This window comes from Hymenobacter sp. YIM 151858-1 (assembly GCF_025979705.1).
Lineage (GTDB): Bacteria > Bacteroidota > Bacteroidia > Cytophagales > Hymenobacteraceae > Solirubrum.
Genome location: NZ_CP110136.1, coordinates 4118961 through 4141638, shown reverse-complemented (window position 1 = coordinate 4141638; position 22678 = coordinate 4118961). Strand labels below are relative to the sequence as shown.

Sequence of the window (22678 nt, the reverse complement as noted above, 5' to 3'; positions counted from 1 at the left end):
ACGGGGCGGTTCTGCGTAGGGCTGTTAGCCGCACCGCAGCCTGCTTGTAAGCACTATGCTTAGGCTGCTTCAACCCCACCCGCCATGAGCACCCACAAGAAACTCAACGAACTGGAAGCCACTGCCATCTGCGGCAACGACATCTCCTCGTCGTGCCTGTACGTGTCTGGTTTGGCCATTACTTATGCTGGCCAATACGCCTGGCTGGCGCTGCTTATGGTGGGGGCGGTGTTGTTCCTGTTCCGCAAAATTTACGGCGAGGTGGTGGGCGCCTTGCCCCTGAACGGCGGCGCTTACAACGTGCTGCTCAACACCACCAGCAAGAGCAACGCGGCACTGGCCGCAGCCCTTACCATTTTATCGTACATGGCCACGGCCGTGATATCGGCCTCCGAGGCCATGCACTACCTGCACACGCTCTGGCACAGCCTACCCGTGCTGCCGGCTACCGTGGGCCTGCTGGGCTTGTTTTTGGTGCTCACGCTGCTGGGCATGTCCGAGTCGGCCAAAGTGGCCGTCATTATTTTCCTGGTGCACCTGGCCTCGCTTACCCTGCTGTGCGGGGCGGCCGTGTGGTACGTGGCTACCCACGGCACCGAAACCCTTTCGCTTAACTTTCAGGCGCCAGTAAAAGGCAGCATCGTCTCGGCGCTGTTCTTCGGATTCAGTGCGGCCATGCTGGGCATTTCGGGCTTCGAAAGCTCGGCCAACTTCGTGGAAGAGCAAGCCCGGGGCGTGTTCCAGAAAACCTTGCGCAACATGTGGGTGGTGGTTTCCTTCTTCAACCCGCTGCTGGCTTTTTTGCTGATTGCCGTGCTGCCGCTGGTGCAAGTGGGCGAGCACTCGGCCACCATACTGGCGCACCTGGGCGAGGTGGCCGGGGGCCGCTGGCTGGCCGCACTCATTTCCATCGACGCGGTAGCTGTGCTCAGCGGCGCGGTGCTTACGTCGTTCGTAGGCGTGAGTGGCCTGATGAAACGCATGGCGCTTGACCGCATCTGGCCGCCGAGCTTTCTGAAGGAAAACCGCCGCGGCAGCAACTACATCATCCTGATTGCCTTTTTCCTGCTGTGCTTGAGCATTTTGCTGATTACGCGCGGCGAATTAGGCCCTCTGGCCGGGGTTTACACCATTTCCTTCCTGGCCGTAATGGCGTTTTTCGCCATTGGCAACTTCCTGCTGAAGAACAAGCGTGCGCGCTTGCCGCGCCCCGTATACGCCTCGGTGCTTACCGTTACGCTTGCCCTGCTGGGGGTGCTTTTGGGCTTGTACGGCAACATCAAGCTGCACCCCGAGTACCTGGTGGTGTTTCTGCAATACTTCGTGCCCACCATGCTGCTGGTGATAGTGATGCTCGAGCGCGTGGCGATTTTGAAACTAGTGCTGCACGCCGTGCGCAACTACTCCAAAAAGCACGGCTCCTTTTTCGGCCTCACGCAGCAGCGCATCCGCAGCATGCTGCACGCGCTCAACCAGCAGGAGTTCGTGTTTTTCACGAAAGGCGACAACGTTTCGAACCTCAACAAAGTCATGATTTACGTGGTGGAAAACGAATTCACCAACCGCCTCAAAATCGTGACGCTTGTAAATGGCAACGAGCAAGTACCTCAGCAGCTGCTGAACGATGTGCGTGTGCTCGACCGTGCCTACACCGAAATCGTGGTTGACTTTGTGGTTCGGCCAGGTCACTTTGGCCCGCAGCTCATCGACGACCTCTCAAAGGAATGGGGCATACCGAAGAACTTCATGTTCATCGGCTCGCCCGGCGACCGTTTTCCTTACCAGATTTCGGAGCTGGGCGGTGTGCGCCTGATTATATGAGGCGCTGCCCCTAGGTGCTACCCGAGCCCCCGGTACCGCGGAGCAAGGGCCCTGCACTACCTTTGCCGGCATGAGCAACTCTTTCGGCACCCTGTTCCGCATCAGCACCTTCGGCGAATCGCACGGCCCCGGCATCGGGGTGGTTATCGATGGCTGCCCGGCGGGGTTGGCGGTAAACGTAGCCGACATTCAGGCTGCCCTGGACCGGCGGCGGCCCGGCCAATCGGAGCTTACCACGCCGCGCTCCGAAGCCGATCAGGTGGAAGTGCTGTCGGGCTTGTTTGAGGGGCGAACTACGGGCACGCCCATCGGCTTGTTTATCCGCAACGCCGACCAGCGCAGCCACGATTACTCGCACATCCAGAATGCCTACCGGCCCTCGCACGCCGATTACACCTACGATCAGAAGTACGGGCACCGCGACTACCGCGGCGGCGGCCGCTCGTCGGCGCGCGAAACGGCAGCCCGCGTGGCGGCCGGCGCCGTGGCCATGCAGCTGCTGCAGCACCACGGCATTCGGGTGTGCAGCTACGTATCGCAGGTAGGTGCCGTGGCTGTGCCGGTTGGCTACGAGCAGCTCGACCTAGGGCTGATCGACTCGAATATGGTGCGCTGCCCCCACCCCGAAACCGCCGAGCGCATGGCCGGGCTCATCCGGCAAACCCGCGACCGGCACGACACCGTGGGCGGTATCGTTACGGGCGTGGCCACCGGGGTGCCGGCGGGCCTGGGCGAGCCGGTGTTCGATAAGCTGCACGCCGAGCTGGGCAAAGCCATGCTGAGCATCAACGCCGTAAAGGCCTTCGAGTACGGTTCGGGCTTCGCGGGCACGCTGTTGTTCGGCTCGGAGCACAACGATGCGTTTTACACCGACGAGGCCGGCCAGGTACGCACGCGCACCAATCACTCGGGCGGAATCCAGGGCGGCATCAGCAACGGCCAGGATATTTACTTCCGGGTGGCGTTTAAGCCGGTGGCCACCATTCTGCAGTCCCAGCAAACCATCAACAACCAAGGCGAGGCCGTTGAGCTGGCCGGCCGCGGCCGCCACGACCCCTGCGTGCTGCCCCGCGCCGTGCCCATCGTGGATGCCATGACGGCCCTGGTGCTGGCCGATATGCTGCTGCGCGCCCGCGCCAGCCGCGTGTAGTGCCTAGGTTTCGGGCAGGTTACCGGGCATCGGCAACTGCCGGCAAACCTCTACTTTTGCAACCGTAGGCGGCCCGTTGCGGTTATACACCATAAGCGCAACCGCGCGCCTTCCCCTCGTACTAAGAAGCACTGTATCACCATGAATAGTACTGCCCCCGCCGGCTCGGTTTCGATTTACGCCGAAGCCTCGCCCAACCCCGAGTCGATGAAGTTTGTGCTCAACTCGCAGCTTGTGCGCGAGGGTGTGAGCGTGGATTACCCCGATGCCGAAGCCGCCGCCCACTCGCCGCTGGCCCAGGAGCTGTTTAAGTTCGATTACGTGGGCCGCGTGTTCATCGCCGCCAACTTCGTAACCGTTACCAAAACCACCGAGCACACCTGGACGCAGCTGATCCCGGAGCTGCGCACCTTCCTGAAGTCGTACGTGGAGGCCGGCGGCCCCATCTTCACCGTTGACCCGGCCGAGGAGCAGCGCGCTGCCCAGGTTGCGGCCGGCGCCGAAGGCTCGGCCGAAGACCAGGCTACGTCGCAAAAAATCATCGACCTGCTCGATAACTACGTGCGCCCCGCCGTTGAGCAGGACGGCGGCAACATCACCTTCAAGAGCTACAACGACGGCATCGTGACGGTGAACCTGCAGGGCTCGTGCTCGGGTTGCCCCTCGGCAACCGTTACGCTGAAATCGGGCATCGAGAACCTGCTGAAGCGCATGGTACCCGAGGTGAAAGAAGTAGTAGCCGAAGGCGTGAACGGCGGATTCTAAGGACCACGGATTCGAGCGGATTCATCGGATTCCGCGGATTTTGTGAACAACACAAACGGCCCGGGCTTGCGCCCGGGCCGTTTTGGTTTTCGGCTCGGTTGGTGACCATAATGCGGCTTGCTGATGCTCTTTACGAACTGTCATCCTGAGGCGCTAGCCGAAGGACCTTATCACGCGTGAACCTCACCCCCCGGCCATCTCTCCACAAGAGAGGGGGAGCCTGGCGACCTAGGAAAAGGCCGTCATGTCGAGCTTGTCGAGCCATCTCGCGTGCTGACGCCAGGTAGCAACCGCTCCCCTCTCTTTTGGAGAGGGGCTGGGGGTGAGGTCAATCGTCAGCGTGCGTGATAAGGTCCTTCCTTCGTCAGGATGACAGTTACTACAGAATCTCTATTCAGCCAGTAGCTATCCGGTGTCAGCACGCGAGATGTCTCGCTTACGCTCGACATGACATACGACTTAGTCAACAAAGCTGGTAAGTCAACGAAGCCCCCGCCCACAAAAAACAAGGCCCGACCTAAGCAGGTCGGGCCTTGTTGCATGAAGCTTATGCTTTGGGATTACTGCACAGCCGTCGAGAGCTTCGGAGCACCGGCTTCCGAGCCTTCGTTCAGGCGGTCTTTCTCCTTACGGCCGTACGTGTCGAGGATCAGCGGTGCGGCGATGAACAGCGACGAGTACGTACCGATGATCATACCGATGATCATGGCAAACGAGAACGAACGCAGCGTTTCGCCACCGAAGATGTACAGCACCACTACTACCAGCAGTACGGTGGTGGCCGTAATCATCGTGCGCGAGAAGGTGCTGTTCAGAGCGGGGTTCACCACCTGGGCAAACGTCAGCTTGGGGTTCTCGCGCAGGTACTCGCGGATACGGTCGTAAATAACCACGGTATCGTTCATGGAGTAACCCAGCACCGTCAGCACGGCCGCCACGAATACCTGGTCCATCTCGTAGTTCAGGCCCAGGGCGCGGGCAATGGGGTACGTCGCAATTACGAACAAGGCGTCGTGGAACAGCGCTACTACCGCGGCCATTGAGTACTGCCACTTCTCGAAGCGGAACAGTACGTACACGAAGATGGCCAGCAGCGTGAGGCCGAGGCTCAGCACCGAGGTTTTCTTGATGTCGTCGGCAATGGTAGCGCCCACTTTCGAGGTGCTGCGGATTTGCGGGTTATCGGCCCCGAATTGCTTCAGGCCCTGCAACAGCGTGGCCTGCACCTTCGCGTCGGCTTCAACCGATTCGTCCTCGGCCAGGTAGCCGGTGGTGATGCGCAGGCGGTTCGGTGCGCCATAGGTCTTCACCTCGGTGCCAGCACCCTGAAAGTCGTCGAGCAGGGCGGTGCGCACCTTGTCGGCAGGCTCTACTTTGTCGAAATCGACGATGTAAGCACGGCCACCTCGGAAGTCAACCCCTAGGTTGGGGCCGCCTTGCACGGCCATCAGGACAAAGCCGATGATGATGAAGATCGTGGAGGCAACGTAGGCGATTTTGCGCTTGCCCACGATGTCGAAGTTCACGCCCTGGAACAGCTTGCGCGAGAGGAACGTGGAGAACGTAATGGCCGAGGTTTCTTTACCCTTCGTGAGCCACTCAATGATGAGGCGCGACACGAACACGGCCGACAGGAACGAGGTGAACACACCGATACCCAGCGTTACGGCGAAGTTCTGTACCGGACCCGTGCCGAAGAAGCCCAGGATGATGGCAATGATCAGCGTGGTAACGTTCGAGTCGAAAATGGCCGAGAAAGCACGTGAGTAGCCTTTGTTGATGGCGTCCTTCACTTGCAGGCCGTGGTTCAATTCTTCGCGGATGCGTTCGAAGATCAGTACGTTGGCGTCAACCGAGGTACCGATTACAAGCACCATACCGGCAATACCCGGCAGCGTGAGGGCGGTGCTGAACTGAGCCAGTACGCCCAGAATCAGGAACATGTTGAAGAGCAGGGCAGCATCGGCTACCAAACCGGCACGGCCGTAGTACACGGCCATGAAGATCATGATAACCACGAGGCCGGCCAGCGACGAGTACAAGCCTTGGTTGATGGCCTCTTGGCCCAGCGACGGACCAACTACCGCTTCTTCCACGATGCGCGTGGGGGCGGGCAGCTTACCGGCCTTCAGTACGTTGGCCAAGTCTTGGGCTTCTTCGATGGTGAAGTTGCCCGAGATGCTCGAGTTACCACCGGCAATTTCCGACTGCACCACAGGCGCCGAGTACACGTAGTCGTCGAGCACGATGGCTACCTGGCGGCCAATGTTCGCACCGGTCAGCTTTTCCCACTTGCGGGCACCGTTGGGGTTCATCTGCATCGATACCTCGGGGCGGCCGCCCTGGTCGTAGTCCTGTCGGGCATCCGATACCACCTCGCCACCTAGGGGGGCGGTAGCCTCAGCCGATTTGCGGATGGCGTTCAGCTGCAGGTACTCCTGGCCTTCGATGGTAGTAGGCTTCACATCCCACAGGAACGTGAGGTTAGGGGGCATTACGGCGCGCACTTCGGGCGAGCGGAGCACAGCGTTTACCCGGGCGGTGTCGCGGATGTTGGCGCCCAAGGCACCGGGCATCGTGAAGAGCTTAGCCAGACCGGAGCCGGCTTGCTGAGCCGTTTGGGCCGAATCGGCGGTTGCGCCGGCGGGCTTTTTCTTGGCCAGCTGGCTAGCCAGCGAGGTAGTGTCGGCGGGGGTAGCAGCTGTGTCGTTGGCGGCTGGGGCGGCGGCGGCAGCCGTAGTGGCAGCTTTGCCACCTAGGGCTTCCTTGGCTTTCAGCACTTCGTCGAGTTGCTGCAGGTACGGGAAGAACTCGTCCTGGCGCCATACTTCCCAGAACTCGAGCTTAGCCTGGCCCTGGAGCAGTTTGCGTACGCGGTCGGGGTTATCCACACCGGGCAGCTCAATCTGGATGCGGCCGGTGCCCTTCACGCGCTGGATGTTGGGCTGGTTTACGCCGAACTTGTCGACGCGGGTACGCAGAATGCGGAAGGCGCGCTCAATGGCTTCTTCCACTTCGGTGTCGATTTCGCGCAGCACCTTTTCGTCCGTCGAGCTGGCATCGATGCCACGGCTGCGGTTGGTAGTGTTGGCGAAAATGCGGGCCAGCCGGTCGCCGGGCGCCACTTCGCGGAACGACTGCGCGAACAGGGCCGTGAACGAGGTGCTCGGGTTCTGCTTCTGAAGCTCCTGGGCGCGGCGCAGGGCCTCGTTAAACTTGGCATCCTTGGAGTTGCCCGCCATGGCGCGCACAATCTCCACCGGCGAAACTTCCAGGGTTACGTGCATGCCGCCTTTCAGGTCGAGGCCGAGGCCCAGCTCCGAGTTGCGCACGTCGCGGTAGGTGTATTCGGCACCCAGTACGTTGGTAACCGGGGCGCGCCACACCGAGTCGAGGTAGCGCTGCCGCTTGGCCTGATCGACCACACCGTTGCGCGTGGCGTAGCGAACGGCATCGTCCTGCACGCGCCTCGACACGAACGTGAAGTAGAGGAAGTAGACGCACAACGCCGACACGATTAGCGTCAGCGTAATGACTAAACCTTTATTACGCATTGAAAAAGGAAAAAATGAATTGCTGTTGAGGGGCTACCGTAGCACTGCCCTAGGTGCGGGCCAGTGCGGTAAAGTCGCGGACCTAGGGCCGCCGTGTGGGTTGCGCAAGCCCTGCAGCGGGCTTGCCTCCGGTGGGCTCGGCCAATAGCGGCAGCCGCAGCTGCCAGCCACCGCCGGCACGCAACCCACCTAGGGCGCGTGCGGCGACAACGCCGCTACCAGCAGGCGCGTGCGAAACCAATCGGGCACGGCGCAGGGCCGTACGGCGGGCGCCGCCGCTTGCTGACTTACAACCCGGGCTTGCTGAGCCGGAAAAACAGGCTCCCAGGCTTCGGCTACGGGCAGCAGCCAAGGGCCGAGCTGGGCCGTGGCCTCCAGCGTTACCTTCTGCTTTACCACCGTGCCTTTGGGCGCACCAGCCACGCGGGTAGTCGCGGCTTTCACCGGCACCCTAAAGGTGGCCACGGCCTGGTTGTTCAGCCCTACAACCAGCAGCAAGGTGGCCGCTATCAGGCTAAAACGAAGGCGAGGCAATATGGCGGTGAAAAACAGCACGATAGAAAGTGGGAGCTACAAATATAGTTAATCCCTATGCGTTGGGAAAGGCCGCCTTCATTCAGCAGGGCCAAACAGGGCTTGGTAGGCGGCGCGTTCCGGGGCGGGCGCAAAAAACCCGGCGCAGCCAGAGGCCGCGCCGGGTTGTGGGCTTTCGTAGCTCAGGAAGACGGAATCAGAACTTCACCCCCACCGACGCTAGGAAGTTACGCGTGGCCTGCGGGAAGTACCAGTTGAAGGTTTCGGGGCGGCCACTGGCGCCCACGTAGCTGTAGGTGTAGCCGTTGCTTTCGTAGCGGTGGTTGAGCAGGTTGCTGACCAGCAGGCCCAGCTCCATTTCCTTCACGAACGCGGGCCGAATGCTGTAGCGCACCCGCAAATCCATTACCTGGTACGGATCGAGGCTGCGGCGGCGGTTCTCGGAGTTGTCGAGGTATTGGCGGCTTATGGTTTTGTAGAGCACGGCCACGCGCAGGCCCGGCAGCGGCTGCCCCTCGAGGGTGTGGGCCGATACGGCCGCCGGCGAGTACGAAATGGTGGAGGTGCGCCGCTCCCCTACCACGCGGTTAAAATCGGCATCGTAGCTCACTTCCTGGAAGTTGCGGATGCGGTTGCGGCTCAGGGTAAGGGTGCTGCTCAGGCTTACTTTGTTGTTGGCCGAGGCGAAGCCCGTCAGCTCCACGCCGGTGCGGTAGCTGCTGGCCACGTTGGTGCGCAGAGCGGTTCCTACATCGTTCAGCTGGCCGGTGGCTACCAACTGGTTGCGGTAGTTCATGAAGAAGTAGTTGGCCTCGAAGCGCACGGCCGTGTTGCGGCCCAGCCAATCGGTATTCGGCAACGACAAGCGGTAGCCGCCCTCGAAATCGTTGAGGCGCTCGGGCTTGGCGCTGGTGTCGCCGGCGGGGCGGTCGGTAAAGTCGGAGCGCACGGGCTCACGCTGGCCCACGGCGTAGCTGGCGTACAGCTGCTGGCCTTCGCCTAGGGCAAAAGTGGCCCCGGCCTTGGGGTTGAAGAACGTGTAATTGGCGCGGGTAGTCACGTCGTTCTGGTCGTCCTCCACGCCCTTAATGCGGTAATCGATGTGCCGCACCTGCACATCGCCGTACACCCCGAGGCGCGGCAGCACCTGCCAGGTAGCGCGGGCGTAGGTGTTGTAGTCGGTTTTATCGGCCGTGTTGAAGTAGTACCGGTGCCGCATGTTGCCCGTGGAGGCAAACTGCGCCCAAATCACCTCGCCGTAGTGGTCGTTATCGAAGTGGTTCCAGCCGCCGCCCACCGTGGCCTGCAGGCGGTCGTTGGTGGCGGGCTGGTAGTTGAGCGCGAAGGTGCCGCCGTAGAAGTAGTTATCCAGCCACTTCCGGTCAATCAGGTTGGTGCGCTTGATGGTGGTATCGCCGAGCACCACGTTGGGCAGGTTGTAGGCCGAGAGGCGCCGGTTGGCGCGGTAGCTTTCGTAGTACCCAAAGCCGCGCGTAAGGTGCAGGGCGGCCCCTAGGTTCCAGCTCGGGCCCAGGCCCTGCGAGAGGTGCAGCTGGTAGTGGTTCTGCTGGTAGTTGTCGGTTTGGTTGTCGTAGGTGTAGTAGCTGTAGCGGCGGCCCTCCTGCAGCACGCGCGCCGCATCGGCCGTCGATAGCTCGCCGTTGTCGATGTACGTCTGCAGCAAAGCCCGGTCGCCGGTAAGGGCGGGCTCGGGCACGCCGTTCCAGGCCTGGTAGGTTTTCTCGCGGCCCGAAAAGGTAATGAACTTCAGCAGGGTATTTTTCTGCTGATAGCCCGCCGCGAAATAGTACGATTTCAGGTCGGAGGAGGCGCGGTTCATGTAGCCGTCGGTGGCGATGCGCGAGAGGCGCCCGTCGAACGTGAACTTGCCCGCAATCAGCCCCGTGCCGAACTGCACGTTGTTTTTCCAGGTGTTGAAGGAGCCGTACGAGTTCTGCGTTTCGGCGTAGGCTTCGCGGCGGTTGTCGAGGGTGCTGATGTTGATGCTGGCCCCAAACGCGGCGCTACCATTTTGGCTGGTGCCCACCCCGCGCTGCACCTGCAGCGAGCTGATAGACGAGGCCAAATCGGGCAGATTTACCAGGAACGAGCCGTGCGACTCCGGGTCGTTCAGCGGCACGCCGTTAATGGTCATGTTGATGCCCGTGTTGCTCGTGCCCCGGATGCGGATGTCGGTGTAGCCCACGCCAGCGCCGGCGTCGGAGGTGGCTACTACCGAGGGGGTTTGATCGAGCAGGTAAGGAATATCCTGCCCAAAGTTGCGCTGCTGCAGCTCCTCGCGGCTTACGTTGGTGTAGGCCGTAGCGGTGCGCTCGTTGGCGCGGGTGGCCGTTACCACGGCTTCGCCGGTTAGTACATCGGCGGGTTGCAGGGAGGCGCTGAGCTGCTGCGCGGTAGGCTGGCCGGCAATGCGGCGCACCAGCGGCTGATAGCCCACAAACGTGAAGCGCAGCTCGTGCACGCCGGCCGCAACGGCCGGCAGGCTAAAATTGCCGCTGGCATCGGTGGTGCCTACGGCGGTGCCATCGAGGGCGATGGTGGCACCGGGCAGCGGTTGCCCGCTGCGGGCATCGGTGAGGGTACCCGACACGGGCGCCTGCGCCCATGCCATGCCAACGGGCAGCCACGCTAGCAGCGCTGCCCCCGGCAAAATCCGAGACTTAAACAAGGTAAGTGGTAGGAAAAAGTGGAACGAGACCAAGCCCCAGGGGTCGGAGCCATGGTGTTACCGTTCGCGGACCGTTTGTTCCCTTCGCCGGTATTAGCCGGATCAGGTTCAATGGGTATCATCTCAGCCAGGCCCCAAAGCCTAGCACCCCTAAACGCGAGGCAAATGTAAAACGCTTGCGGTTAGCGAAGCAATGCCGCGGCCAAACAAGTGCCCCGGCATTGCTTCGCCCCGGGTGCGCAACCGCCGTTTTCGGCCTCCGGGCAACCGGTTTTCAGCCGATGCCAGCCAACACTTTTCCGGCAGGCAATAGCCGAAGCCGGGGCACTACCCAACAAACCCAAACACCGCTTAACCCCCTATTGTTAAGTATATTACTACAGGAGCTACGCGAGCGAAAAAAGGCGCGCCCGAGCAAAACCACGCCGGGGCTTGTACCGTTACCTTCTTCTGCAGCAGGCCTGCATCGGCCAGCCCACAACCAGCCCGAATACCGCCATGATCAGCCTCGTATACACGCTCGTGGTCCTCACGCTTCTGGCCTATTTTATGGTGATGCCGCGCCGCACCGCCACGCGCCCGCCCTCGGCCGACAACGACGACGACGGTGGCGAACCGCTCGACGACGGCCTGCCCGACCTCGACTTGCCGCCGGGCATTTCGCGCCCCATCAACGACTGGGAGCCCGATTATAACCGGCGCCCGCACCGCCCCGTGCGGCCCCACAAACCGGTACTGCTGTAGGGCACCTAGGCGGCGGGTTGCGGCAAGGCGCAGCGCATGCGCACGTACGGGATTGTGCCCTTGTAAAACGTGGCGCCTTCGCCCGCAAACCCAAACTTCTGGTAGAAACCGGCGGCCTCCTGCCGGGCATCGCACCACAGCTCCCGGGCACCTAGGCGTGCGGCCTCGGCCATAAGGTGCCGCAGCAACGCCGAGCCTATGCCCTGCCCCTGCCGATCGGGGCGGGTGGCAAACTTGCGGAAGCGTGCCTCGCGGCCCCGCACAAACAACGATACCACGCTTACCAGCTCATTGCCGTCGTATGCGCCGAAATGGTGGCCCTCGGCATCATCGGGCACGTGCACGTACGCCAGGGGCTTATCGGGCCACAGCACCTGGTGCCGCAGCGGGTACGTGTCGGCCGCGCTGATTTGGCGGATTTCGACGGCGGCCGGCATGCTACTGCGCCTCGATGGTGTAACCGGCCCGGAACACGGCGCCCGGCGCGAGCGTCAGAATGCCTTCTTTATCGCGCAACTCGGTGGGTGCGCCTACCGAGCTGGCTATGCCGTGCCACGGCTCGATGCACACGAACGGCGCGCCGGGGCCTTTCGTCCAGAGCCCTAGGTACGGAAAGCCATTGAACTGCATCTGCACGGCCCGCTCGGAGCGGCGGCTCGCCAGGGCTATGCGCGTGAAATCGTAGTGCTTAAGCACCAGCGCATCCTGGCTGAACAGCTCGTAGCTGAGCGGCAGCTCGGTGGCGTGGCGGAGCACGGTTTCGGTTTGGCCGTTCAGCAGGCCGCCTTCAAGCAAATGCCTCTCGAGCTGCACCGGGTGGTCGAAGCGGAAAACGTAGTCATCAAACGCCTCGTCGGGCAGCAGCGGGCACCGAAACGCCGGGTGCGCGCCCATGCTGAACAGCAGCTCCTCGCTGGCGGCGGGGTTGCGCACCTCCCAGCTTACGTGCAGGGTGGTTTCGTGGAGGCGGTAGCCAATAGTCAGCTCGAACGCAAAGGGATACTGCTGCCGGCTCTGATCGTCGTCGGTGAGGCGCAGGCGCAGGGCCGTGCTCGACTGCTCCACGAGCGCAAAGCCCCGGTCGCGGGCAAAGCCGTGCTGCGGCAGCTGGTAGGCTTGCCCTAGGTGGTAATACGTGTCCTGGGGCAGGCGGCCCACAATCGGAAACAGCACCGGCGCGTGGCGGGCCCATACGGCGGCATCGGCCTGCCACACGTACTCCAGCCCGCCTAGGTCGTGGCGCACCAAGCTGCTGAGCTCGGCGCCGTGCTCGTTGATGCGCACGCGGCAGCGGTTGTTTTCGAGGGAGTAAGTGTTCATAGCGGGCAGGTTAGGGTTGGGTATCGGCGGCGGCTTGCGCGGCGGGCACGTAGCCGTGGCTCCGCAGCAGCTCGTCAATCAGAAAACACGACTGATCGAGGCGGCGCTCAAAGGTGCCGCCAATTTCGGCGAAGTTGGAGAGGCGCTCCGTCAGCTCGCTGCGGTACAGGTCGTAGAAATACTGGCGCAGGTGCGGGTGCTCGCGCAAGGGGTCCGGCTGCCAGGGCAAATCGATGCCCAGCAGCAGAATGAGGTCGTAGCGGCGGCGCTCAATTTCCTGCAGTATCCACTCCGGGCACTGGCCGAAAGCGTGTTCGGCCCACACTTTTATCACGAGCAGCTCCGTATCGCAAAACACCACGGGGCGGCGGCAGCGCTCGGCCGCGGCCACGGCGGCATCTTCGGTGGCCAGCTGGCCGCGGGCAATGTCCTCGAGGTCGGCCAGGGTATAGCTCAGGCCCAGCTGCCGCGTTTCGAGGTACTCGCGGGCGTACTCGGGCACCCACGCGGTGTGGTAGTGCTCGGCTAGCTTTTGGCTGAGGGTAGTTTTGCCCGTCGATTCGGGTCCGGTTAGCGCGACGCGAAGCATTAGCGGGCGGCAGAGTTAGCGGGTTGTAATTCGGCAAGCGAGGCCTGGCGCATCAGGCGGCGCCACTCCCAGTAGCCGTAAGCGGCCAGCCCTAGGTACAGCACGTACAGGCCACTGGTGGCGTGCAGGCTTTTGGCCCAGTACATCGGCACGTAAAGCAGATCGACGCCAATCCAAAGCAGCCAGTTTTCGAGGCGCTTGCGGGTAAGCAGGTACTGCGCCACCAGGCTGATGGCGGTGGTGAAGCTGTCGAGGTACGGAAACGAGGCGTCGGTGTGCTGATGCAGGTAGTAGCCAAAGCCGCCGGTGTAGGCTGCCGCGGCCAGGGCCAGCAGCGGCCACTCGCGCTGCGGCGTGCGGGTAACCACAAGGGCCGAGTGGTTTTTGCCGCCGCGCAGCCACTCGTACCAGCCGTACAGGCTCATGGCAATGAACACGAACTGCAGGTTGCGGTCGGAGTACAGCTGCGCCCGATGAAACACCACTACGTAAAACGCGCAGCTGACAATAGCTACCGGGAAGTTCCAGATGGTGCCAATTGCTGCCAGCGCCACGCAGGCCAGGCCCGTAGCAAAGGCCACCCACTCAATGGGGTTGGTGCCAGCTACGGCCGTCCAGAGTTCAAACCACGACAAAACCTAGGAGCAATAAACCGAGCAGATGAAACGGAATGGCGGGTGCCCATACGCGGGCGGAGGCCAAAACTACGTAGCGTAGGCTACTTTTGTACAAGCAGCCAAGGGTTTCAGTGCCAACCGCTGCAATTTTTACCATGTCGTTACCCGAACTAACGCCCGAACAGCTGCGCGACCGACTGGCCGCCGGCGAAACCCTGCACCTCGTGGATGTGCGCCAACCCGAGGAGTACGCCTACTGCCGCATCGAGGGCAGCACGCTGATTCCGCTGGGCGACCTGGCCCGCCGTGCCGATGAGATTGAGGCCGACGAGCCGGTGGTGCTCATCTGCCACCACGGCGTGCGCTCGATGCAGGCGCTGGCCTACCTGCAGCACCGCCACGGCCTCACCAATTTGCTGAACCTGCGCGGCGGCATCCACGCCTGGTCGGTTAAGGTCGATCCGTCGGTACCGGTGTATTAAGATGAGTGGATGGGTAGATGAGCGGGTGAGCAGATGAATTGAAGCTTTGCTCTGAACTTATCCCCTCATCCACCCGTCCACCCATCTACTCATCTATTCATTTACCCTTGACCTCCCTTCCCATTCAGTCTGCCTTGCCCGAGCTTACGGCCGCGCTGCAAGCCCACAACCGCGTGGTGCTGCAAGCCCCGCCCGGCGCCGGCAAAACCACTTTGGTACCGCTGGCGCTGCTTGGGGCTGAGTGGCGGCAGGAGGGCAAGATTCTGATGCTGGAGCCTCGGCGCCTGGCCGCCCGGGCAGCCGCAACGCGCATGGCGCAGCTGCTGGGCGAGCCGGTGGGCCAAACCGTGGGCTACCGCGTGCGCCTCGAAAACAAAGTATCGGCCCACACGCGCATTGAGGTAGTCACCGAGGGCATCCTGACGCGGCTGGTGCAAGACGACCCGGCGCTGGAAGGCATTGCCGCCGTGCTCTTCGACGAATTTCATGAGCGCAGCCTGCAAGCCGACCTAGGGCTGGCGCTTACGCTCGATGCACAAAGCGTGCTGCGGCCCGATTTACGCCTGCTCGTGATGTCGGCCACGCTCGATGCGGCCCGGCTGGGCACCTGGTTGCAGGCGCCCGTGGTTACCAGCGAAGGCCGCATGCACCCCGTGGCCACGCACTACCTGAGCCCGCGCCGCGCCGCTGGCCTGCCCAACCGCCCCGCCGAGCGCATGGCCGAGCTAACGCCCGCCACCGTACGCCAGGCCTTAACCGAGCACGACGGCGACGTGCTGGTATTCCTGCCGGGCCTCGCCGACCAGCGCCGCGTAAGCGAACGGCTCGAGCCAGCCTTACCCGCCGAGGTGGATTTGCACGTGCTGCACGGCGAGCTGCCGCTCGATAAGCAGGATGCCGCCCTGCGCCCGGCACCCGCGGGCCGCCGCAAAGTGGTGCTGGCCACCAGCATTGCCGAAACCAGCCTTACCATCGAGGGCGTGCGGGTGGTGGTTGATGCCGGCTACGCCCGCGTGCCCCGCTTTATTCCGCGCACCGGCCTTACCACCCTCGAAACCGTACCCGTTAGCCAAGCCGCCGCCGACCAGCGCCGGGGCCGCGCCGGCCGCCTGGGCCCTGGCACCTGCTACCGCCTCTGGACGGAAACCGACCACGACCAGCTGCCCGCACACCTGGCTCCCGAAATCCTGACGGCCGACCTCAGCAGCCTTACCCTGGAGCTGGCCCTGTGGGGCGCCACCGATGCCGCCGCGTTGCAGTGGCTTGATGTGCCGCCCGCCCCCGCCTTGGCGCAAGCCCGCGAGCTGCTGGTGCGCCTAGGTGCTGTTACCCCCACCGGGCAGCCCACGGCTCATGGGCGCGAGCTAGCCCGCCTGGGTTTGCCGCCGCGCCTGGGCCACTTGGTGGTGCGCGGCCGCGAGCTGGGCCACGGCCCCACGGCCTGCGCCCTGGCCGCCCTGTTGGCCGAGCGCGACGTGCTGCGCGCCACCGACGGCCAGCCCGCCCCGCCCGACTTACGCCTCCGCCTTGAAGCACTGCAAACCGGCCGCGCTCCGCTGCCCGGCCTGGTGGCCGATGCCGGCGGTGTGCGCCGCGTACGAGAGGCTGCGCAAGCCTTGCGCAACCGAGCTGGTGTAAAAGCCGCCGACCTCGAACCCGATACCGCTGGCCTGCTAGCTGCCCTCGCCTACCCCGACCGCCTAGGTCAGCGGGAAGGCGGCGAGCGGCTGCGACTAGTCACGGGCCAGCGCGTGGCCTTGCCCAGCGAGTTTTTTGCCGCCGACGATATGTTTTTTGCTGCAGCTTACCTCGATGGCACTGCCGCTGCGCCACGTGCGGCCATGGCCGCGCCGCTCAGCCGCGCCGAAGTGGAGGAGCTATTTGCCGAGCAAATTGAGGAGCAAAGCGAAGTACGCTTTGATGCGGCTACCGGCCGCGTATTGGCCCGCCGCCTGCGCCGCCTAGGTGCCTTGGTGCTCAGCGAAACCAATCAGCCCAACCCCGACCCGGAAATTATTGCCGGCGCCCTGCTCGAAGCGCTGAAAGCAGTCAACCTACGCACCCTCAGCTGGACAGAAAACGCCCAGCACCTGCGCGAGCAGCTGGCCTTTTTGCACCATCATTTCCCCGCCGATTGGCCCGCTGTTTCCGATGAAGCCTTGCTGGCCGATGCCGACGAGTGGCTGGCCCCGCACCTTGCGGGCCTGCGTAGCCTAGGTGAAGTAGCCCGCCTCGAGGTTGGGGAGCTGCTGCTGATGCGCCTGCCCAACGGCTGGGCCCAGCGCCAGGAGCTCGACCGCTTGGCCCCCGCGCACCTCGAGGTGCCCAGCGGCTCGCACGTACGCATCGACTACAGCGAGCCGGCGGCGCCCGTGCTGGCCGTGAAGCTGCAAGAGGTGTTTGGCTTGCTCGATACGCCGCGCGTGGCCAACGGCCGCGTGCCGCTTACCCTGCACCTGCTTTCGCCGGCGCAGCGCCCCGTGCAGGTTACCCGCGATTTGCGCAGCTTCTGGCAGTCGGGGTACTTTGAAGTTCGCAAAGACCTGCGCGGCCGCTACCCCAAACACCCCTGGCCCGACGACCCGCTGACGGCCGTGCCCACCAAGCTCACCAAAAAGCGCTTCGAGCAAAGCAACGGCCAGTAGCGCACCTTGCATAGGTTAGTCGCCGGGCAGCTTCTGGGTGCGCGGGTCGTGGCTTACGGCGGGGCTGTAGTGCCGGTGCAGCCAACGGCTCAGCCCACCTAGGCCCGGAAACAGTACCCGCTCGGTGATGTTGGCCTGGTCGAGTTTGTCGCGGGTTTCCCACTTCAGCCGGGCCGGCAGAATAATCTTGAAGCACAGCTCGGGGTGGTGCTGCAGCCAATCGTCGAGGCAGGCCTGCGCCGTCGACATCAGGGCGAACAAAGCGTACTGGTGCACAATGCGCGCATCGAGCGAAGGTGGCTCCAGAAACAGCAGGAACGGTTCCTCGGGCTGCATGTCGGCCAGCTCGCGCAGGTTGCGGCACACGGGCTCCAGCAAATCGGGCGTAAACACGTTCGAGCCCTCGGCCCAGAGCGCTTCGCGTAGGCGAGCGGGCATGTATTCGGCCGCTTTCACGTAGTTCAGCCCCCATATCACGCCGTCTTCGTGGTACGAGCCTAGGTCGTCGGTGGCGAAGTGCAGGGCCACGTAGGGCGAGTACGTCCAGTCGAGCAGGCGCGTGGGCAGGCCGTGGTGCTGCGCTACGGCCAGCCAGTCCCACACCGAGGCCTTGTCGGGGATGGTGGTATCGTGGGCGTACTTGCGGAAGTTGCGCAGTAGGTGGTGCTCCAGCTCGTGGTAGTTGCCACCTAGGCGCTGCAGGCTGGTACTGAGGTTGTAATCCATGGAGCGCACCCCGCGGTACACAAACGGCGAGCGAAACCGGCCGATGCGGCCGTCCCAGGTGTCGCGGAACAGGGTGTGCTGCAGCTCTTCCCACGAGCTAACCACGATTATGTTTTCTGAGTTTTCCACGGAGGCGCAAGCTAGCAGAAGTGAAGTGGCTCCTAGCATACGCACAAACGCTACGCCCCGCTGTTGGGCAGCCGGTAATGCGCACAGCATTAAGGCAAGTGGTACCGCAGAAGGGCTCAGGGCAAGCTGACTGAAAACTTAATCAACCTCGGCGTAACATTCCGGTAACATTAGACGATATTTGATAACCTTGTCTTAACAACCGGATTTACAACCTCAGCTCTTCTGCCGTGCGCAAGCGCCTGTTTTCTGCTTTTTTGCTTATTGGCCTGCTGGGTAGCTTCCTGAGCGTGCGCCCGGCCTACGCGCAGCTGCCCGAAGAGCGGGTGGCCGACGTAAACCGCCACTTGTGGCTGGTACACAACGGCAACGTGCGCTTTTCGGAGCGCTGGAGTGTTTCGACCGAGGCCCAGGTGCGCCGGACGAGCTTTGGGCGTGAGCCGCAGCAAAACTTGGTACGGGGCGCCCTGGATTACCACGTATCAAAAAACCTGATCCTGAGCGCGGGCTACGCCTTCCAGAAATCCTTTCCGTACGGCGACTTTCCGGCTGCGGGGCGCTCCATCGAGAACCGCCTGCAGCAGCAAGTGGTGCTGCGCGACCTCGACGGCCGCGTGCAAGTGCAGCACCGCTACCGCCTGGAGCAGCGCTGGGTGCGGCGGGAGCCCGAAACCGACTTTCAGTTTACCAACCGCATGCGCTACCAAGTGCGGCTGGCCCTGCCCCTGCTCGGGCCCCGCATCAAGCCGGGCATGCCCTACCTAGCCGCCTCCAACGAGGTGATGATCAACTTCGGCAGCAACGTGCGCCGCAATATCTTCGATCAGAACCGCCTGTTTGCGGGCGTAGGTTACCAGGCCAGCAAGCTTCTGACGCTGGAGGGCGGCTACCTCAACCAACTGGTGCAACACGGCAGCGGCCGCGTACTAGAGCACAACCACACGCTGCAGCTTAGCCTGAACCTGAACCTGGATCTACGGGCCGAAGCGCCGGCCCCGGCCCCGCTACCCACCCCGGCCCCGGTAGTAGAGGGAGCTTCGGAGTAGCTTTCGGGTAAGCCGGCTGCCATCAGCTGATTAATCCGGAATTCGCCGTAGCTTTGCTTGGCAAAAGGAGTCAACCACGCTAAAGCCTTTTGCCTATGGCCGCCGAACCTGCCGCCAAGATTGCCTTTGAGGCGCTGACCTACGACGACGTACTGCTGCTGCCTGCCTACTCGGAGGTATTGCCCCGCGACGCCGACACCCGTACCCGCCTCACCCGCCGCATCGAGCTGAACATTCCGTTTATCTCGGCCGCCATGGATACCGTAACCGAGGCTGAGCTGGCCATTGCTATGGCTCAGGAAGGGGGCATCGGCATCGTCCACAAAAACATGAGCATACGGGCGCAAGCCGAGCTGGTGCGCCGCGTAAAGCGCTCCGAAAGCGGCATGGTGCTCGATCCGCTCACGCTCAGTGAGCAGGCCACCCTGGCCGATGCGCAAAAGCTGATGCGCGACAACAAAATCGGGGGTATTCCGATTGTGGACGGCGACCGGCGCCTGCGCGGCATCCTTACCTCGCGCGACATGCGCTTCGAGAAGGACTTTACGCGTTCGGTAACCGCCGTAATGACGCCGGCCGAGCGGCTCATTACCACCCCCGTGGGCACCGACCTGACGCAGGCCGAAACCATTTTGCAGAACAACCGCGTGGAAAAGCTGCCCGTGGTTGACGCCGAAGGCCGCCTGCAGGGCCTCATCACCTACCGCGACATCCGGAAGCGTCGCTCGCGCCCCCGCTCCTGCAAAGACGAGTTCGGCCGCCTGCGCGTGGGAGCCGCCGTGGGCGTAACGCCCGATACGCTGGAGCGCGTGAAAGCCCTGGTGGATGCCGGCGTCGACGTTATCAGCATCGATACGGCCCACGGCCACTCCAAGGGCGTGCTCGATATGGTGCGCCGCGTGAAGGAGCAGTTCCCCAACCTCGAGCTGATTGCCGGCAACGTGGCCACCGCCGCCGGGGCCCGCGCCCTGGCCGATGCCGGGGCCGATGCCGTGAAGGTGGGTGTGGGCCCGGGCTCCATTTGCACCACCCGCATTATTGCCGGCATTGGCGTACCGCAGCTTTCGGCCGTGATGGAAGCCGTGCGCGGCCTGGAGGGCACCGGCGTACCCGTTATTGCCGACGGCGGCATTAAATTTTCGGGCGACGCGGTGAAGGCCCTGGCGGGCGGCGCATCATCTATCATGATCGGCTCGATGCTGGCCGGCACCGAAGAGGCCCCCGGCGAGGTTATCATTTACGAAGGCCGCAAGTTCAAGACGTACCGCGGCATGGGCTCGGTAGAGGCCATGGAAGAAGGCTCGAAGGACCGCTACTTTCAGGATGCCGAAGACGACGTGAAAAAACTGGTACCCGAGGGCATTGTGGGCCGCGTGCCTTTTAAGGGCGGCGTAGCCGAAGTGCTGTACCAGCTGGTGGGTGGCCTGCGCGCCGGCATGGGCTACGTAGGCGCCGCCGATGTGCCCACGTTGCAGCAAGCCCAACTGGTGCGCATTACCGGTGCCGGCCTGCGCGAGTCGCACCCCCACGACGTGCAGATTACGCGGGAAGCCCCCAACTACAGCTCGCGCTAATAACCTCCCGAACCCTTTCCCGGTTAATACACAAGGCCAGCCGCCGCCCACCTAGGGCGGCGGCTGTGTTTTGCAACGCGCGGCCACCGTACTACTGTCCGGGTTTTGCGAGGTGTTCGTATCTTGGGCGTCCGTTTGGCCGGCTTTCTTCGGCCAGCCGGCGGTTTGTTTTTTCTCCTCTCCTCACTTGCATGGTTGCTTTCCGCGAAAAGCTTCTTCCAGCCGCATTGCCCCTCGCGGTTCTGAGCTGGTTGGCTTTGCTGGTTTGCATGTTGCTGCGGGCCTATTCGCCAGCCGCGGCGCAGTGGGGCACCCCTCCCGATTGGCTTATCTTGCTTACGCAAGCGGCATTTGCCGCCGGTGTGTTCGTGCACGAACGCTCCCGCCCCGATCGGCTGCGCGGGGCCGAGTTCGTGCCCCTGCTTCGGCAACTGCTGCTGGGGCCGGGGTTGCTGGCGGTGGCTGCCGCCGCCCTGCACCTGCTCGAGCGGTTGTTGTTGCCTCAGAGCTCGGGGGCCAATCCGCTGCTGCTCAACACGCTCTACACAATCAACCTAGGGTTGTTTGTGTATTTCCTGGCCCGCACCTGCTACACGTGGCGCTCCTTGGTGTTCTTTCGGGCGCAGCCTGCCACCCGGCGCGAGTGGGAATGGTTTGAGCTACTCCTAGGTGCTACCCTGCTGTTCAGGCTGGTGCAAGGCCCCAACCTGCACTGGACGATTTTCCCGATTATAGCCATACTGGCCGGCTTGGGCGTGTACCTGAGTGCCCATCAGCAATGGGTGGCCTACCTCAACCGCCGCCAGAAATGGGAAGTGGTTTTTCTGCAGGCCGCCATTTTGGGCGTTATGGCTACGTACCTGGTGTACTTCCTGCACCTGCAGCGCGCTCCTGAGCTGGCCGGCCCGCTGGGTCAGCACGCGTTCTTGCTCCTAACGGGTTTCTTCGCCGGCTTTTACGCCGTAATGGGCTTGCTCGTCACCCTGTTCAATCTGCCCACGGCGGGCGTGTTCGAGCAGAAGCGCGAAGAAATCCTGAGCATGCAGCGCCTCGCGCAGCTCATCCAGAAAGGCCAGACCGAGAACGAGGTGTACAACCTGCTTTTCGACTCGGCAGTGCAAACCGTGGAAGCCGACGCTGCCTGGCTCGACCTGGCAGGCGAAGGCCCCAATCCGTTTCTGGAGCACCAGGGCAATGCCGCCACCCGCCAGGGCATTTGCCAGCTACTGGCCGATTACAACATCGGCCACATCGAGTACCTCAACAACGACCTGCCCCACAGTGCCGGCTTCCGGGCCCTGGGTCTGCCCTACGGTTCGCTTATCGTGATGCCCTTGCGTTCGAGCAAGCACCACTACGGCACACTCTACCTGCTTAAGCGCTTCCGCCAGGGCTTCGACCGCGAAAACCTGAGCTTGCTCCAGATCTTCACCAGCCAAACGGTGCTCAGCATCGAAAACCTGCGGCTGCTCGAACATTCGCTGCAGAACGAGCGCGTTAAAGAAGAGCTCAAGATTGCCAGCCTGGTGCAGGAAGGCCTGATTCCGAAAACCTTACCGGCCGACAGCTGGTTTGAGATTCGGTGGCACAGCCTGCCGGCCCGCGAGGTGGGCGGCGACTTTTATGACTTTTTGCAGCTAAGCTCGTCGCGTATTGCCATCATCATCGGCGACGTTTCGGGCAAGGGCACCACGGCGGCGTTCCACGTAGCCCAGATGAAGGGCATCTTCCACTCGCTGATGCTGCTCGACCGGCCCGAAAAAGGCCAGCCGCTGCAGCCCAGCAAGTTTATGGCCATGGCCAACCAAGCCCTCAGCCATTGCCTCGAGCGCAGCTCGTTCATCACCGCGTCGTTCTACATTATCGATTACAAAGAGCGGGGCTTTGCCTTTGCCCGGGCGGGCCACTGCCATACGCTCTACTACAACGCCATCACCGAGGAGACTTTCTACTTCCAGACGGAGGGCTTGGGCTTGGGTATTATTCGCGACGCCTCTTACGAGAAGCGTATCAAGAATATGTACTACGACTACAACCCCGGCGACGTAATGGTGATGTACACCGACGGGATTGTGGAAGCCCGCAACGCCGAGGACGAAGAGTACGGCGAAGTGCGCCTGCGCCAGCTGCTGGCCCGCTCGCATTACCTGGAGGCCGAGGAGCTCAAGCAGGCCATAATCACCGATCTGGAGCAGTTCAGCCGGGGCCTGCCGCCCTTCGACGACCAAACGCTCCTTGTTATCAAGTTCAAGAACGCTCAACCCATGGCCTAGGTGCCGCGTAGACGTATCTT

17 protein-coding genes and 1 riboswitch are annotated in these 22678 nt (G+C 62.9%); of the genes, 9 read left to right on the top strand and 8 right to left on the bottom strand.

What is annotated here, in order from left to right; genetic code table 11:
* Positions 1 to 84: 84 nt before the first annotated feature.
* The 3 genes from OIS50_RS18400 to OIS50_RS18390 all read left to right on the top strand — a co-directional run bounded on the left by OIS50_RS18400 (position 85) and on the right by OIS50_RS18390 (position 3736).
* The gene (locus OIS50_RS18400) at positions 85 to 1821 is read left to right on the top strand and encodes an APC family permease (protein WP_264692096.1); all 1737 of its coding nucleotides are present in this window, start codon (positions 85 to 87) and stop codon (positions 1819 to 1821) included.
* A 70-nt stretch (positions 1822 to 1891) separates the two neighbouring features.
* A complete protein-coding gene (gene aroC / locus OIS50_RS18395) occupies positions 1892 to 2971 on the top strand; it encodes a chorismate synthase (protein WP_264692095.1) in 1080 nt (359 codons plus the stop codon).
* Positions 2972 to 3112: 141 nt separating this feature from the next.
* Positions 3113 to 3736, top strand: coding sequence for a NifU family protein (locus OIS50_RS18390; RefSeq protein WP_264692094.1), 624 nt, complete (start codon positions 3113 to 3115; stop codon positions 3734 to 3736).
* Positions 3737 to 4296: 560 nt separating this feature from the next.
* On the opposite strand, the gene secDF is transcribed toward OIS50_RS18390, so the two are convergent.
* The 3 genes from secDF to OIS50_RS18375 form a co-directional block, all read right to left on the bottom strand.
* Complete coding sequence (gene secDF / locus OIS50_RS18385) at positions 4297 to 7290, bottom strand: protein translocase subunit SecDF (RefSeq protein ID WP_264692093.1); 2994 nt, start codon at positions 7288 to 7290, stop codon at positions 4297 to 4299.
* A gap of 189 nt (positions 7291 to 7479) precedes the next feature.
* On the bottom strand, positions 7480 to 7824 hold the full coding sequence (locus OIS50_RS18380) for a hypothetical protein (RefSeq protein ID WP_264692092.1): 345 nt from the start codon (positions 7822 to 7824) through the stop codon (positions 7480 to 7482).
* Between the two features lie 196 nt (positions 7825 to 8020).
* Complete coding sequence (locus OIS50_RS18375; RefSeq protein ID WP_264692091.1) at positions 8021 to 10456, bottom strand: TonB-dependent receptor; 2436 nt, start codon at positions 10454 to 10456, stop codon at positions 8021 to 8023.
* Positions 10457 to 10573: 117 nt separating this feature from the next.
* Positions 10574 to 10675: riboswitch (TPP riboswitch) on the bottom strand.
* A 336-nt stretch (positions 10676 to 11011) separates the two neighbouring features.
* On the opposite strand from OIS50_RS18375, the gene OIS50_RS18370 reads away from it, so the two are divergent.
* Positions 11012 to 11257, top strand: coding sequence for a hypothetical protein (locus OIS50_RS18370; RefSeq protein WP_264692090.1), 246 nt, complete (start codon positions 11012 to 11014; stop codon positions 11255 to 11257).
* Positions 11258 to 11262: 5 nt separating this feature from the next.
* Here OIS50_RS18370 and OIS50_RS18365 read toward each other — a convergent pair whose 3' ends face one another.
* The 4 genes from OIS50_RS18365 to pnuC are packed head-to-tail and all read right to left on the bottom strand — an operon-like array spanning position 11263 to position 13801.
* Positions 11263 to 11694, bottom strand: a complete 432-nt coding sequence (locus tag OIS50_RS18365; RefSeq protein ID WP_264692089.1) for a GNAT family N-acetyltransferase — start codon at positions 11692 to 11694, stop codon at positions 11263 to 11265.
* Between the two features lies 1 nt (position 11695).
* The gene (locus OIS50_RS18360) at positions 11696 to 12577 is read right to left on the bottom strand and encodes an aldose 1-epimerase family protein (RefSeq protein ID WP_264692088.1); all 882 of its coding nucleotides are present in this window, start codon (positions 12575 to 12577) and stop codon (positions 11696 to 11698) included.
* A gap of 10 nt (positions 12578 to 12587) precedes the next feature.
* Complete coding sequence (locus OIS50_RS18355; RefSeq protein ID WP_264692087.1) at positions 12588 to 13166, bottom strand: ATP-binding protein; 579 nt, start codon at positions 13164 to 13166, stop codon at positions 12588 to 12590.
* Positions 13166 to 13801, bottom strand: a complete 636-nt coding sequence (gene pnuC, locus OIS50_RS18350; RefSeq protein WP_264692086.1) for a nicotinamide riboside transporter PnuC — start codon at positions 13799 to 13801, stop codon at positions 13166 to 13168. The genes OIS50_RS18355 and pnuC overlap by 1 nt, the downstream gene beginning before the upstream one ends.
* A 137-nt stretch (positions 13802 to 13938) precedes the next feature.
* Here pnuC and OIS50_RS18345 point away from each other — a divergent pair, with 137 nt between their 5' ends.
* Positions 13939 to 14265 carry a rhodanese-like domain-containing protein gene (locus OIS50_RS18345; protein WP_264692085.1) on the top strand — a complete coding sequence of 109 codons (327 nt, stop codon included), beginning with the start codon at positions 13939 to 13941 and terminating at the stop codon, positions 14263 to 14265.
* Between the two features lie 107 nt (positions 14266 to 14372).
* Positions 14373 to 16910 carry an ATP-dependent helicase HrpB gene (gene hrpB / locus OIS50_RS18340; protein ID WP_264692084.1) on the top strand — a complete coding sequence of 846 codons (2538 nt, stop codon included), beginning with the start codon at positions 14373 to 14375 and terminating at the stop codon, positions 16908 to 16910.
* A 15-nt stretch (positions 16911 to 16925) separates the two neighbouring features.
* Here hrpB and OIS50_RS18335 read toward each other — a convergent pair whose 3' ends face one another.
* Positions 16926 to 17765 carry an FRG domain-containing protein gene (locus tag OIS50_RS18335; protein WP_264692083.1) on the bottom strand — a complete coding sequence of 280 codons (840 nt, stop codon included), beginning with the start codon at positions 17763 to 17765 and terminating at the stop codon, positions 16926 to 16928.
* Positions 17766 to 17995: 230 nt separating this feature from the next.
* Here OIS50_RS18335 and OIS50_RS18330 point away from each other — a divergent pair, with 230 nt between their 5' ends.
* The 3 genes from OIS50_RS18330 to OIS50_RS18320 all read left to right on the top strand — a co-directional run bounded on the left by OIS50_RS18330 (position 17996) and on the right by OIS50_RS18320 (position 22658).
* A complete protein-coding gene (locus OIS50_RS18330; protein WP_264692082.1) occupies positions 17996 to 18811 on the top strand; it encodes a DUF2490 domain-containing protein in 816 nt (271 codons plus the stop codon).
* A 95-nt stretch (positions 18812 to 18906) separates the two neighbouring features.
* The gene (guaB, locus tag OIS50_RS18325; RefSeq protein WP_264692081.1) at positions 18907 to 20385 is read left to right on the top strand and encodes an IMP dehydrogenase; all 1479 of its coding nucleotides are present in this window, start codon (positions 18907 to 18909) and stop codon (positions 20383 to 20385) included.
* Between the two features lie 269 nt (positions 20386 to 20654).
* Positions 20655 to 22658, top strand: coding sequence for a PP2C family protein-serine/threonine phosphatase (locus tag OIS50_RS18320; RefSeq protein ID WP_264692080.1), 2004 nt, complete (start codon positions 20655 to 20657; stop codon positions 22656 to 22658).
* Positions 22659 to 22678 lie beyond the last annotated feature (20 nt).

Bases quoted from the DNA above. Each gene is read 5' to 3' on its own strand.
- OIS50_RS18400 (WP_264692096.1), top strand. From the start codon at position 85: ATGAGCACCCACAAGAAACTCAACGAACTGGAAGCCACTGCCATCTGC.
- aroC (WP_264692095.1), top strand. From the start codon at position 1,892: ATGAGCAACTCTTTCGGCACCCTGTTCCGCATCAGCACCTTCGGCGAA.
- OIS50_RS18390 (WP_264692094.1), top strand. From the start codon at position 3,113: ATGAATAGTACTGCCCCCGCCGGCTCGGTTTCGATTTACGCCGAAGCC.
- secDF (WP_264692093.1), bottom strand. From the start codon at position 7,290: ATGCGTAATAAAGGTTTAGTCATTACGCTGACGCTAATCGTGTCGGCG.
- OIS50_RS18375 (WP_264692091.1), bottom strand. From the start codon at position 10,456: ATGGCATGGGCGCAGGCGCCCGTGTCGGGTACCCTCACCGATGCCCGC.
- OIS50_RS18370 (WP_264692090.1), top strand. From the start codon at position 11,012: ATGATCAGCCTCGTATACACGCTCGTGGTCCTCACGCTTCTGGCCTAT.
- OIS50_RS18365 (WP_264692089.1), bottom strand. From the start codon at position 11,694: ATGCCGGCCGCCGTCGAAATCCGCCAAATCAGCGCGGCCGACACGTAC.
- OIS50_RS18360 (WP_264692088.1), bottom strand. From the start codon at position 12,577: ATGAACACTTACTCCCTCGAAAACAACCGCTGCCGCGTGCGCATCAAC.
- OIS50_RS18355 (WP_264692087.1), bottom strand. From the start codon at position 13,166: ATGCTTCGCGTCGCGCTAACCGGACCCGAATCGACGGGCAAAACTACC.
- OIS50_RS18345 (WP_264692085.1), top strand. From the start codon at position 13,939: ATGTCGTTACCCGAACTAACGCCCGAACAGCTGCGCGACCGACTGGCC.
- guaB (WP_264692081.1), top strand. From the start codon at position 18,907: ATGGCCGCCGAACCTGCCGCCAAGATTGCCTTTGAGGCGCTGACCTAC.
- OIS50_RS18320 (WP_264692080.1), top strand. From the start codon at position 20,655: ATGTTGCTGCGGGCCTATTCGCCAGCCGCGGCGCAGTGGGGCACCCCT.